Raw genomic sequence first — 12,416 nt, 5'->3', positions numbered from 1 at the left:
TTTAACCCTCGCTAACGTGTACGCGGAGATCTGCCATCACTTCGCGGTGCAATTTAACAGGAACTGTGGTGAAGCCCATTTCGTGAATTGGTTGATTCAAAAGCAACTTACGCTTATCGATTTTTACCTTGTACTGGTCAGACAAAGCGGCCACGATTTGCTTTGTTGAAACAGCTCCAAAAAGGCGGCCATCGGTACCAGCCTTCCCCTTAATTTCGATAACTGTTTTTTCGTTTTCTAGCTTTTCCTTCAACTGCTTAGCCTCGGACAATTCCTCGGCCGCCAACTTTTCTTCGGCCTTCTGTCGACCCTTGACTGCCCCGAGGTTTTTCCCAGTTGCTGGTTCTGCTTTTTTATTCTTGATTAAGAAGTTATTGGCGTAGCCATCAGGAACTTCCTTCACTTCGCCCTTCTTACCACGCCCCTTGACGTCTTCCAAAAATACAACTTTCATCTTTGCCTCCTTTTGGGCTTGTTCATCACGAGCCAAATGCTTTGTTTTATCTTACTGATTTTATGACAACATTGTCAAAAACTTTATTCGGCTTCTTCCGCTTCTTGACTAGTAATGGCCTGTAAGAGTTGATCGGCCGCCTCGTCTGTCGTCACGTCAGACATTTGCGTAGCGGCATTAGACAAATGGCCACCACCGCCAAGGTCTTCCATAATTGTTTGTACATTAAAGTCGCCATTTGACCGGGCGGAAATTCCCACTCGGCCATCATCACGCTTTGTGAGTACAAAGGAAGCCTTGACCCCTTCAACCTGCAGCAATTCATCAGCAGCCTGAGCCGCGATAACACTTTGATAGACGGTATCGTTATCACCAACAGCAATCGCTGAATGATTTTTAATCTCAGCTAAGTGAATCAATTCGGCTCGTGCCTTAAAGTCCGAAAACTTTTCCTTCAAGAAGGACTGGAGTAACTCGTTATCGGCGCCATTAGCCCGCAAATAAGAAGCCGCATCAAAGGTTCTTGACCCCGTCCGCAAAACAAAATTTTTCGTATCGACTTGAATGCCACCGAGCATGGCAGTGGCTTCCAGCCCGGTAATTGATGCACCCTTTTGGTTCTGGTACTGTAGCAATTCCGTGACTAATTCTGACGTTGATGAAGCATAAGGTTCGATATACGTCAGCATTGGCTTGTCCGGTAGGCCATTTTCCGCCAAACGGTGGTGATCAATAACCACAACTCGATCCTTCAAATCCTTCAATAAATCAGGTGCCCCATCCAATGCTTCCTTGGCATGGTCAACCAAAATCAGCAATGACTTCTCCGTTGCTAAATCGAGCGCTTCTTTTTCGCTAATAATCGATGCACCGAGATCAACACCCGGATTTCCTTCGCCCATTTGGTCTGCTCGAACAGTCGCCAAGAGAGATTGGATATCTGAAAAAATTTCACCCTCATTAACAACAACAAAGGCTTTCTTGTCTCGTGTTTGGCTGAAACGCCACAGGCCCATTGCCGAACCAACGGCATCCATATCTGGCCTTTGGTGACCAACCACAAAAATTTGATCAGACTGATCCATCAATTCAGCAATGGTTTGTGAAATCACCCGAGCACGGACACGTGTTCGCTTTTCCATCGGATTCGTTGTGCCACCATAGAAACGGGCCGGCAGATCTTCGGCCTTCACAACTACTTGGTCGCCACCACGACCCAATGCCAAATCCAGGTTCGTTTGTGCTGACTGAACCAAAGAGTTGATATCCTGTTCACCGTAGGCAATTCCCATTGAAAGCGTTAATGGTGAATTTTGCTGAGCCGTTGCTTCACGGATCATCTTGACGACCGAGAATTTTTCGTCTTCTGCCTGCGCCAAGTCACGTTGGTATCCCATCAATAAATAGGTCACCGGCGACAAACGGCGAACGTATAAATGGTACTTTTTAGCCCAGTCCGTCAACTGTCCCGTCACATAGGTTCGCAACTTCGACGTTTCAGAATCAGGCATTCCTTCTGTCACTTCTTCATAGTTATCGACCGAAACCAGCCCAGTTACCAAGCGGTGATCTGTCAAATCACGATTTAAAGCCTCATTTTCACTCACATCCAAGAGGTAAATGACACCTAACTGCTCCTGGTAGGCAATGTCAAAAGAACGTTCCAACCAGGAAAAACGGTTAACCTTATCGTTTTCATAATTTTTCACAGCAAAAGCCAGGTCACCATCTGCTTCAGACAAACTTTCCCCAATTAAATCTTGATCCATCAATAGGTTTTGGAGGTAGGGGTTCACCCAGACAATCCGCTCCCCCTTACCCAAAAGGATGATACCCATCGGCATTTCTAAGATGGCCTCTTGCTGACCTAGTTTAACTCGGTAAGTCAGCTCCTCTAGGTAGGACTCATTTGATTGGCTAGCTAGAATTAACCCATTGAGCATGATGGTAAAAAAGGTCACCAAGCACACAAACCAAACCAATCCTAAGATCCAATTGGTCAATAGCGCCAGAATCAAAGAAACAAAGGCCACGATAAACATGCCAATGGTTCCTGTCATAAAGTTTTTATTTTGTTGATAGCGGGATAACGCCCGCAGCTTCGAAAATGTTTTCATGAAGGCCTCAACTATTCTTTGCTTACATACTTACCTAACATTTTACCATACGAACAAAAGACTGTTGAAAAGGAAGCTACCAAGCTACCCAAAAGAAAAAAGCCAGACCGACTCTGACATATACCGCAAAAGTGTTAATCCTTTTTGAGCATACGACCAGCAAGGTTCTGACTTTTAGAACAAAAAAACCAAGACAATTGTCTTGGTTTCCCTGCACATTAGTCTTCAGTGACGAATGGCAACAAGGCCATGATCCGAGCGCGCTTGATAGCGGCCGTAACCTTGCGTTGGTTCTTTGCTGAAGTTCCAGTCACACGACGTGGCAAAATCTTACCACGTTCTGAGATGAAACGTTCCAACAATTCTGTATCCTTGTAATCCACGTATTCGATGTGGTTGGCTGCAATAAAGTCAACCTTACGACGACGACGTGGTCCACCTTGTGGACGACGGCGTTGTGGACGTGCGTTTTGTTCAGGCATAATCTGTCTCCTTTCAAATGAGATGTAAAATTAAAATGGCAGGTCATCATCAGAAATATCAATTTCTGAATTATTATTGGCAGCAAAAGGGTTTGCCCCTTGCTGGTTACCACTTTGTTGGTTGTTATTTTGATTTGCGGATGCAAATGGATCAGCGTTACCAAAGTCCTGGCTGTTGCCAGAGAAGTCTTGCGCTTGACCAGTCCCGTTTTGGGCCCGACGGCGTTCACTTTCAGCCTTTGATTCAAGTAATGAAAAGTTGTCAACGACAACTTCTGTTACATAAACACGTTGTCCGGCATTATTTTCATAATTACGCGTTTGCAACCGACCTTCGATTGCCACCAAAGCCCCTTTGCCAGTAAAGTTGGCAAAGTTTTCGGCTGACTTTCGCCAGATAACGGCGTTAATAAAATCAGCTTCACGGTCTCCATTAGCATTAGTGAAGTTCCGATTCACAGCAAGTGAAAAGGAGCCCACCGCTACACCGGATTGGGTATAGCGCAATTCCACGTCACGGGTTAACCGTCCAATTAAAACAACTCGATTAATCATCTTTTAGGTCCTTTCCCGGTGGAATTGCGTCTTAGTCTGCGTCGCGCTTAACGATCATTTGACGCAAGATGTCAGATGAGATCTTAGCCAAACGGTCAAATTCAGTTGCTGCTTCGTCTGATTCAGCGTTGAAGTTGATGACGTGGTAAGTACCTTCACGGTAACCAGCGATTTCGTAAGCGAAACGACGGTTAGACCAGTCAGCTGACTTGATAACTTCCGCACCGTTGTCAGCCAAGATCTTGTCAAAGCGTTCAACGAGCGCCTTTTTTGCATCTGCTTCCATGTCAGGGCGAATAATGTATGTTAATTCGTATGCTGTAGCCATGTATTTTTCCTCCTTTTGGTCTCTGGCAGCCAAGTGGCTGCAAGGAGTGCGTGCATTCTTTGCACTCACATCCATTTACTATACTAAATCAAACGCTCTTTTGCAAGTACACATCTTCTTCCACCGTTAACTAATTAGACGAAAGGAGTCGGCCATTTCTGACCGACTCCTAATTGTTTTCAACTTAATTCATTATTTGGCCACTTCATCTTGGGAAGCCTGACGTAATCCAATACCGGTCAGTGCTGAAAGTAGTGAAAAGACTGGCGAGAAGAGGGCTAAGAAAGTAAAGGGCACGAAGGACAGAACTGGCACATGCAGCGTCTGGCTCGCAAAGGCCCCAGCAACGCCCCACGGAACCAGATAATTTGCAATCGCCCCCGAATCTTCCATTGCCCGTGATAAGGCCAAGGGTGACAAACCAAAGCGCTTGTAATCTTCCTTAAAAATTTGTCCAGGCAACATTACTGAAAGATATTGTTCACCTACTAAGAAGTTCGTAGCAATCCCTGTCAACAAGGTGGCAAAGACGATTGACTTCTGACTCTTAAGGTACGAAACAATGGGGTTCATCACTGCCCGCAAAATACCAAGGTTTGATAGGAGGCCGCCCAGAGCCAAGGCCAGCATGATTAACATGATAGTTTCCATCATTGCCGTCATTCCACCACGGTCCAACAAGGCCACCAAAGTTGCATTTGTTGACGGTGTTTTATAACCGTTGACAATCAAGTTTGCCCAGGTTTTCAAAGAATGCCCAGACAACAGGTAATAAACCGTATTAACCACAACGTTCAGCAATAGTGATGGAATGGCCGGAATTTTAGCCAAGGCCGAAATTAAAATCAAGGCAATCGGCACAATTGTCCACCAGGTTGGCTGGATCAACTGCGTGACCGCTGCCGTCTTGACACTAACCCCACCTGTATGGTGGGCGGAAAAACCAAAGACGAATGCTAAAATCAGCGTCACAGCCATTGCCGGCAGAGTTGTCCACATCAGGTTTTTCAAGTGGGCAAAAAGATCAGTACCAGAAACGGCCGCCGCCAAGTTAGTCGAATCAGCTAACGGTGAGCTCTTATCACCGAAGATAGCGCCCGAAATAATCATCCCAGCTACTAAGGCCGGGTTAAAGCCTAGGGTTGTTCCAACCCCCATCAAAGCTACCCCAACTGTTGACATCGTTGTAAAGGCAGAACCAATCATTGTTCCGACTAAAGCGGATGTTAACAAGGCAGTTGGCAAGAACCAGGCTGGGTTAATCAGCTTAAAGCCCAACCAAATCATGGTTGGAATCACGCCCGTCCCTAACCAAAGGGCAATCATTGAGCCAATGAGTAAGAATAAGAACAAGGGCGCAATCCCGGCTTCAATCCCCTTAATCAGGGCCGCCTGTGCGTCTTGAAAAGTGACACCCGCTAAGCGCATGACTAAGATAATCCAAGCAATGGCCACCAACAAGGGTGCAATTGGTGCAAGGCCCAGGCCAATAATGCCGCCGGCCAAAATAAAAATGACACCAGCCAGAAGGGCAACTGCCAATTTACGATTTACTTCACGTTGCATAAAAAACTATTCCTTCTTTTTTCGGGCCACAACCAATAGGCCCACATTTGCCACAATCATGGCGATAAAAACGGAGAAGAACAGCGGGTTAAACCAGCCGTGGTCCAACATAATCCCTCCGTACAGAGGCCCAACCATCCGTCCAAGTGAAATCATAATGCTGACAAAACCTTGCGCTTGACCAGAAACTTCCTTCGGCGTTAACTGGGCCACCCAGGCTGGTACCTGTGGTGAAGCTAACATCTCACCCAAAGTCAGTAGTTCAAAAACTAAAACAATTTGCCAGAATTGGTTCACAAAGAGCATTAAAATAAATGATGAGGCAAAGACAAAGCCACCCGTAATCACCGAGAGACGATATGGATGCTTATTGGCCCAAGTTGAAATTATCTTTTGAAAAAGGATAATTGTCAAGCCATTTAAAACCCAGAGGTCTGCATAATGACGGGTTGAAATGCCAATCGAGCGCAGATGTGGGGCCATAACGGTCTCCCACAACATATAAGAAAGATAAATGACAAAGAGGAAAGCTGCCAAAAACCAGAGTAATGGTGACATCTCAAACTTGGCGGGCTCCTTAACCGATTCCTGCTCGTGTGTCATGATTGAATCGGCATGACCGGCAGAATTGATTGTTTCAACTGAATCATCATCCAAAACCGGCGCAATGTCTGTATTAACATTAAAAATGCCAATCGCAATTCCAGTCAAAATTAAAAAGAGTGTTGCAGCCAAGAGCATCAACCACTGGAATCCATAATCAAAAAGATAACCGACAGCTAAGGTTCCAATCACCACCCCAACATTAAGCACGATGTACATATTATTAAATATAATTCGTGTATTCTTGCTGGTTACAGTCGTTGCATAAGCGTTCAGCAATGTGTTAACCGAACCAATCCCAAAAGAGGCCGTCATCATCAAAAAGGCAAAGACCGGCCAACCATTATAGAAAAATAGTGTGACCAGTGAGAAAAAGGCAATTAAACTTGCCCCAATCAGCGTTGGGTAAGGTCGCCAGCGGTCAAAAAGCTTACCGGCAATGTAGGCGCCCAAAATATTCATCAGGGACGAGAACAAAATAACAACACCCGACATCGTCAAGTCCTGTCCCAAAGAAACGGTCATGTGGAGGGTTGTGACGGGCCAAATCATGGCATTACCAGTGTTGGCGAACAAGTTAGCCGTTAAGAGCCAGCGTTCTGATAATTTTTTGCTTTGAATGACTTGCATATTCCCTCCTTATTATTACGTTAGTATAACATGAATGTCCTTTTATGCTGGTTTATTTACCTTTTTTCACCAACAAAATGTAAGTGCTTACTTTTTGTTTAGAAAAATAAATGTAAGTGCTTACTTCTTTTTGGCTCTAAGGGTGAGAGTTTTTTCAATTTTGACCTTTTTGTGATTTTTTTGCTCATTTCCGTTATAATAATAACGAACGCAAAATAGATAAAGGGGACTCTTATGGTTGCAGAACTTAATACTTTAGTAACTTTCTTCGGCGCAACTGGCGATTTGGCCAAGCGCTTGCTTTACCCATCAGTCTTTAACTTATATAAAAAGGGCTACTTGGCAGAACATTTCGCGGTTGTTGGAACCGCTCGTCAGGATTTGACGGATGCTCAGTACCAAGACATGGTGAAGGAATCCGTCTCAGCTGGTCAAGACGAAAAGCAGGTCGCTGATTTTATCGCCCACTTTTCTTACCGCGCCTCTGACGTGACCGATCCCGCTGGCTACGTTGGCCTTAAAAAGGAAATCGAAAATGCCTCTGAAAAGTTTGATATAGCCGGCAACCGGATCTTCTACATGTCTGTTGCTCCTCGCTTCTTTGGCACAATTGCCAAGTTCTTGAAGTCAGAAGGTCTCTTGGCCGACAAGGGCTACAACCGGATTATGATTGAAAAGCCATTCGGGACTTCTTATACAACCGCTGAGAAGCTCCAAAGTGAATTAACAGAAGCCTTCAGCGAAGACCAGGTTTACCGCATCGACCACTTCCTGGGTAAGGAAATGGTCTTGAACATCGCACCATTGCGCTTTGGTAACCCGCTCATTAGCAATGCTTGGAACAAGGATTACATCAAAAACGTCCAAGTTACTTTGGCCGAAACATTGGGTGTCGAAGAACGAGCTGGTTACTACGACACTGCTGGCGCTCTTTTGGACATGATTCAAAACCACACGATGCAAATCATCGGTTGGTTGGCCATGGAAGAACCAAAGGACTTCTCTGACGTTGCCATCCGTGACGCCAAGAACGCCGCCTTCTCTGCCCTTGAAATTTATGACGAAGCTGGTGTGAACCGTTACTTCGTTCGTGGACAATATGGTGCCGGCAAGACTGCTGGTCATATCGCCTACAACCAAGAGCCAGACGTCCCAGCTGATTCAAAAACAAACACTTATATCGCAGGTGAATTGCACTTCGACACTCCTCGTTGGCAAGGTGTGCCATTCTATGTCCGTTCAGGAAAGCGCATGACCAAGAAAACGACTCGGATTGACGTTGTCTTCAAGGCTGGTGCTTTCTCATTTGGCTCCGCCCAAGAACCACAAGAAACTGTGCTTTCAATCGTGGTTTCACCAGACGAACAAATTACTTGGTCATTGAACGCCAAGGAAGTTTCCGACAACTTCAACACTCAAATGATCCAGTTGAACTGGGCACCGACAGCTGAACAAAAAGCTGTTACGCCAGCACCATACGAGCGGATGCTCCACGATGCCATGGACGGCAACGGATCAAACTTTGCAGACTGGCATGGTGTTGCCACTGCTTGGAAGTTTACTGACGCCATTTCAGCTGTCTACGCTGCCGACAAAGCACCGCTTGAAATTTATGAATCGGATACTATGGGTCCACAAGCTGCCGATGACCTTTTGGCCAAGAACGGCGACGCCTGGGTTTTCCAGGGTAAATAAGTTTTTTCAGACTAAGAAAGTCCACTCATCAGTGGACTTTTTTTGTACAAAAAAAGGCAGCGCTACTGCCTTTGAATCAGTTAGTCATCAATACCAAAAATAATTGATACTATTGTACCCGAAAGGCTGGATCTGCCAACGCCTCTGTTTCGCGTTGAAATTCAGCCAAAAAGTTTTCCATAAAAGCAGACCGTCGCTGACCCTCAGCTTGTCCAGCCGGCGTATTGAGTTGGTCGGCTAATTTCAATAACTTTTCATAAAAGTGATTAACAGAAGTTGTTTGATGGTGGCGGTACTGGTCCTTATTTTTTAGTGCGACCGGTTTAATCTCCGGATCATACAGAGGGTGACCCTTTTGCCCACCATAGGCAAAGGTCCGAGCAATCCCGATGGCTCCCAACGCTTCCAAACGATCGGCATCCTGCACATACTGCCCTAATAAGGGAAGGTCATAATGCTTTTGCAGGTTGGCGGAATAAGACAGATGGGTAATCGTTTCAGCAACCAACGCCTGGCCAATCGGTGCAATCCCAGACTGGCGAAGTAAGGTTTCAACTAAAATTGTCTGGGCAGCAATGTCAGCGACCACCTTATCATCAATCGTATCGTGAAGCAGGGCCCCGGCCTCTAGGACTGCCTGGTCTTGTTCACTGACCTGACCATGGTCGTCTTCATAAAGGGCAACTGCTAACCGAGCCACTTGCTTAGCATGCAAAAAATCATGTCCCGAGGTGTCGTTTTTCAATGTTGCTCTTGCAAAGTTTCGAATCGCTGTTAAGTCAATCACCCTAGCTATCCCTTCTATTCAAAAACGTTCCTTCGTTCGAATATTTAACCGGAGTAAGAACTCCTCAAATGTCCAACCGTAGAGGTAGCAAAAAGACAGTAAGAGGGTCAAATCAGGACTGATTTTTCCCGCCTCATACTTAGAAACTGCACTCTGACAAATATTCAAGGCATCTGCCACCTGAACCTGTGTCAAATGGGCTTCCTTGCGCCCAACTTTGAGTGCATGCGCAATCTTCTTTTGGAGCCGATAGCGAAAAGAAAGGTCTCGTAAAAACTTTTTCAAATCACTTGACGGTCCCCAGCTGAAATTTGTGACCATATTACGTCCTCCAATCAATGAAGAGCGTAATCAAAAAATTCCTATACTAAATTCTTGTCTCTATTGTAACCAAAAATGCGTCAATTTGCACCAAAGCTTTGCACGACCAGCGAGCCACCCTATCTCAAATCAAAAAGCCCCGAGTACTGATTTTCAGCAATTCGGAGCACTTTTTCAGCATATTCATTTTTATAAGTAGACACCAGAGACCGGTAAGCCAAGGGCAACCAGGTAAACGGCCCAGCCAAAGATTAAATAACCGGCCATTTCGACCGTCAATTCGTAAACAGAACGATGCCAGAAAAATGGAATAGTCTTCATGGCTGGCAGGAAGACAATATCAATTACGACCCAAAGAACAAAACCAAACATCGTGCCCAAACCATAGGTTAAGCGACCATCAAAGTTAGCGGCTAAAACAAAAAAGATGGCCATCAGCATCGAATAAACATAATAAACACTTAAAGCCACGACCGGAACATTTTGGTCAAAAGCAACCGTTAGGCTTTTTTGGGATTCCTTTTTGGTTAAACCAAGTTGCTGTAAGAAAGTTGTAATCGGACCGTTTTGTGTTGCCAGCTGATTGCGGGGAGGCAGGGTTTTTGTCCAACCGAATCGGACCATGCCGCCAAACAAACCAGCAAGGGCACCAACCCAGGCTGCGTTAAAAATGATGTTGAACATAGAACTGTTTCTCCTCAAATAATTCTTTTTAATCATAACACTTTGACCTTAGAAAAAGCAGTGTTATAATGCAGAAAAAGACGATTGGAGTCACACTTATGCAGATTCAAGTGACAACCGAAGATGGCTACTTACCAGCCGCTTATAGCAAGTTTGCCACCGAGAACGAAAAATCAGGTCGCTACCCGATTCAATCATTTCCGTTTGAGGTAAAAGACCTCCCCTCTGGTACCAAGTACCTAGCGTGGGCCTTCATTGATTTTGACTCCATTCCCGTGATGGGCTTCCCCTGGATTCATTGGCTAGCCGCTAACTACCCCGTAACACAGGATTCGGCCTCTGTGCCAGCCAATTTAGCTCAACTGGCTGCTAATCAAGCAACGGACATTGTTAATAGTGGCTTCGTTCAAGGGGAAAATTCCTCTTATTCTCGCTATATTCAAGAAACAGATCCCAAACTCAAGCAGACTTATATCGGTCCTGTACCACCAGACCATGACCATCGGTATACTTTGATGGTTATTGCTTGCAAAGATAAATTATCTGTCAAACCCGGCTTTTTCTTAAACGAACTCCACCATCTCGACCAAGACAACCCAGCGGTCATTTTAGCCAAGGCCAGCGTTGATATCTTAGCCAAAGCTTAGTGGTTTTCACCAGCAAAATATTTTTTAAAAGTTTAAATTTCACATTTTTTGTCTAAGAAATGCTTAAACTTGCCCTGGTCATTTTTTTCTTTGGTATACTTAACCCTTGGATGGCACTTGCAAAGCCTGATTTTTTCAGGAATTCTCGGTAAATTTTTTCATAAAAGCTGTCAATCAACTACTGCTTTTTTGACAACCCGAAAACAAGTTCTATATCCTGGTATTTAAGATACAAACGGAGGATTGTCTGTTGAAAATTAAACGCGAAAATATGAAAGATTACTATACTTTCTCCTCGACTGCCGAACTAACACTATTCTTAGGCATCGAGCGTGAAACGCTCTTTCAACGAGCTAAGATGCGCGGGATTGATTTAAACGGCACGTATACCGAAGAAGAATTAACGGCGTTAAAGCCCGCCAAACAGTCCGCTCTTGCTGATTTAAGCATCGATAGCGAGGCTGAAATTGAAATCTTAAAAATGCGTCTGGAAATGTTGGAATCCCAGCTTGGCTATAAGGACCAACAACTCGATGATCGCAAACAACACATCGATACTTTAAAATCGACCTTGGAAAAAGCCGAACAAAATCTGGAAAAAACGCAAACAACCGTTGACCAGCAGCAGCATCTTCAAATGGCGACCTTATCACAGTTAGACAAGGTTACCTCTCGTGTTCAACGAATTGAAATGGAAGACGAGCAAAAAAAGCACTGGTGGTCTCGTAATAAAAAAGACAAAAGCAAGTGAAAATCTAGACCGCAAAGGCCAGTTACCGACATTTATCGGCAACTGGCCTTTTTGCTTGGTAATTATTTTTTTTGCATTATGCTGGTAAATCTACTTTTTAATGCGTGAAACTGGCGTTTCTCAAACTTTTCCGAAAAATACTAGCACTAGCAAGCGCTGACTAAAATCAAGCACAATAGCATGCCACAGGTATCGAACAGATAATTGATTGACCCCTATTACTGTGAATGAATAAGATTAAGCAAAACAACAAAAAATTGTCAAAGACAGTCATTCAAAAAACAAATACAAATCATTTTGCTTGAACTTGCAAGGCACGTTCCAATTAAAAAATAAAAATTCCAATTGGCTGTACCTTATTCAACCCGGTCAAGGTATTTTTGCGCCAACTTTGTCATCGCCGTTTCCCAGTCGCCGTCGGCTTCATCAAAATAGCGGTCCAAAAGACGTTTTTGCTCCAGGTTGATTTGATCATTAAGGGCGAACCCTGCTGGGGTTAACTGCAAATATTTGACGCGCTTATCCACCGTCGACCGGTGTTCCGTCACCAGGCCTTTATCCATTAGATCGCGAATGGCGACATTAGCCGCCTGTTTAGAGATGCCAATCAGGACCAAAATTTTCTTGATACTCACGTCCTCTAATGAAGAAATAATAAAGAGCATCCGGTGTTGGTTCTTGGTTAAATCGTATTGCGAAAGGTCAACCAGTGAAGCAAATTCCTGATAAGCAAAGAAAATTGTTGGTAATTTTTGATCGATTTCCAAAGGAAACCCTCCTTTTTAGGTCAATTATG

The 12,416-nt window shown here is 44.6% G+C and carries 14 protein-coding genes; 3 read left to right on the top strand and 11 right to left on the bottom strand.

Going from position 1 to position 12,416, the window contains the following annotated elements:
* Window position 1: 1 nt before the first annotated feature.
* The 7 genes from rplI to ACSYSH_RS05520 form a co-directional block, all read right to left on the bottom strand.
* Entirely contained in the window at window positions 2–454 is a 453-nt protein-coding gene (gene rplI / locus ACSYSH_RS05550; RefSeq protein ID WP_491702216.1) for a 50S ribosomal protein L9, read from the bottom strand.
* An 83-nt stretch (window positions 455–537) separates the two neighbouring features.
* The gene (locus tag ACSYSH_RS05545; RefSeq protein WP_491702217.1) at window positions 538–2,571 is read right to left on the bottom strand and encodes a DHH family phosphoesterase; all 2,034 of its coding nucleotides are present in this window, start codon (window positions 2,569–2,571) and stop codon (window positions 538–540) included.
* A gap of 218 nt (window positions 2,572–2,789) precedes the next feature.
* On the bottom strand, window positions 2,790–3,053 hold the full coding sequence (rpsR, locus tag ACSYSH_RS05540) for a 30S ribosomal protein S18 (protein WP_047974917.1): 264 nt from the start codon (window positions 3,051–3,053) through the stop codon (window positions 2,790–2,792).
* Window positions 3,054–3,083: 30 nt separating this feature from the next.
* Window positions 3,084–3,608, bottom strand: a complete 525-nt coding sequence (gene ssb / locus ACSYSH_RS05535; RefSeq protein ID WP_491702218.1) for a single-stranded DNA-binding protein — start codon at window positions 3,606–3,608, stop codon at window positions 3,084–3,086.
* Between the two features lie 31 nt (window positions 3,609–3,639).
* Complete coding sequence (gene rpsF, locus ACSYSH_RS05530) at window positions 3,640–3,936, bottom strand: 30S ribosomal protein S6 (protein ID WP_252773247.1); 297 nt, start codon at window positions 3,934–3,936, stop codon at window positions 3,640–3,642.
* A 192-nt stretch (window positions 3,937–4,128) separates the two neighbouring features.
* The gene (locus ACSYSH_RS05525) at window positions 4,129–5,502 is read right to left on the bottom strand and encodes a Na+/H+ antiporter NhaC family protein (RefSeq protein ID WP_491702219.1); all 1,374 of its coding nucleotides are present in this window, start codon (window positions 5,500–5,502) and stop codon (window positions 4,129–4,131) included.
* Between the two features lie 6 nt (window positions 5,503–5,508).
* The gene (locus ACSYSH_RS05520) at window positions 5,509–6,735 is read right to left on the bottom strand and encodes an MFS transporter (RefSeq protein ID WP_252773249.1); all 1,227 of its coding nucleotides are present in this window, start codon (window positions 6,733–6,735) and stop codon (window positions 5,509–5,511) included.
* Window positions 6,736–6,969: 234 nt separating this feature from the next.
* Between ACSYSH_RS05520 and zwf the strand changes: the two genes are divergently transcribed.
* Entirely contained in the window at window positions 6,970–8,430 is a 1,461-nt protein-coding gene (gene zwf / locus ACSYSH_RS05515; RefSeq protein WP_252773250.1) for a glucose-6-phosphate dehydrogenase, read from the top strand.
* A 109-nt stretch (window positions 8,431–8,539) separates the two neighbouring features.
* Here the strand turns inward: zwf and ACSYSH_RS05510 are convergent, their stop codons facing one another.
* The 3 genes from ACSYSH_RS05510 to ACSYSH_RS05500 form a co-directional block, all read right to left on the bottom strand.
* The gene (locus ACSYSH_RS05510) at window positions 8,540–9,217 is read right to left on the bottom strand and encodes an HD domain-containing protein (RefSeq protein WP_491702220.1); all 678 of its coding nucleotides are present in this window, start codon (window positions 9,215–9,217) and stop codon (window positions 8,540–8,542) included.
* Window positions 9,218–9,235: 18 nt separating this feature from the next.
* Complete coding sequence (locus ACSYSH_RS05505) at window positions 9,236–9,538, bottom strand: helix-turn-helix transcriptional regulator (protein ID WP_489816197.1); 303 nt, start codon at window positions 9,536–9,538, stop codon at window positions 9,236–9,238.
* A 189-nt stretch (window positions 9,539–9,727) separates the two neighbouring features.
* On the bottom strand, window positions 9,728–10,222 hold the full coding sequence (locus ACSYSH_RS05500) for a DUF1440 domain-containing protein (RefSeq protein ID WP_252773253.1): 495 nt from the start codon (window positions 10,220–10,222) through the stop codon (window positions 9,728–9,730).
* Between the two features lie 98 nt (window positions 10,223–10,320).
* Here ACSYSH_RS05500 and ACSYSH_RS05495 point away from each other — a divergent pair, with 98 nt between their 5' ends.
* Both ACSYSH_RS05495 and ACSYSH_RS05490 read left to right on the top strand, forming a co-directional pair.
* On the top strand, window positions 10,321–10,869 hold the full coding sequence (locus tag ACSYSH_RS05495; RefSeq protein WP_489816196.1) for a YbhB/YbcL family Raf kinase inhibitor-like protein: 549 nt from the start codon (window positions 10,321–10,323) through the stop codon (window positions 10,867–10,869).
* Window positions 10,870–11,119: 250 nt separating this feature from the next.
* The gene (locus ACSYSH_RS05490) at window positions 11,120–11,620 is read left to right on the top strand and encodes a hypothetical protein (RefSeq protein ID WP_252773255.1); all 501 of its coding nucleotides are present in this window, start codon (window positions 11,120–11,122) and stop codon (window positions 11,618–11,620) included.
* 356 nt (window positions 11,621–11,976) lie between these two features.
* Here the strand turns inward: ACSYSH_RS05490 and ACSYSH_RS05485 are convergent, their stop codons facing one another.
* The gene (locus tag ACSYSH_RS05485) at window positions 11,977–12,387 is read right to left on the bottom strand and encodes a MarR family transcriptional regulator (RefSeq protein ID WP_489816195.1); all 411 of its coding nucleotides are present in this window, start codon (window positions 12,385–12,387) and stop codon (window positions 11,977–11,979) included.
* Window positions 12,388–12,416: the final 29 nt, after the last annotated feature.

It is taken from the genome of Fructobacillus sp. ESL1117 (assembly GCF_058508565.1).
The sequence above is the reverse complement of the archived record's forward strand: the minus strand, read 5'-3'. Positions and strand labels throughout refer to the sequence as shown.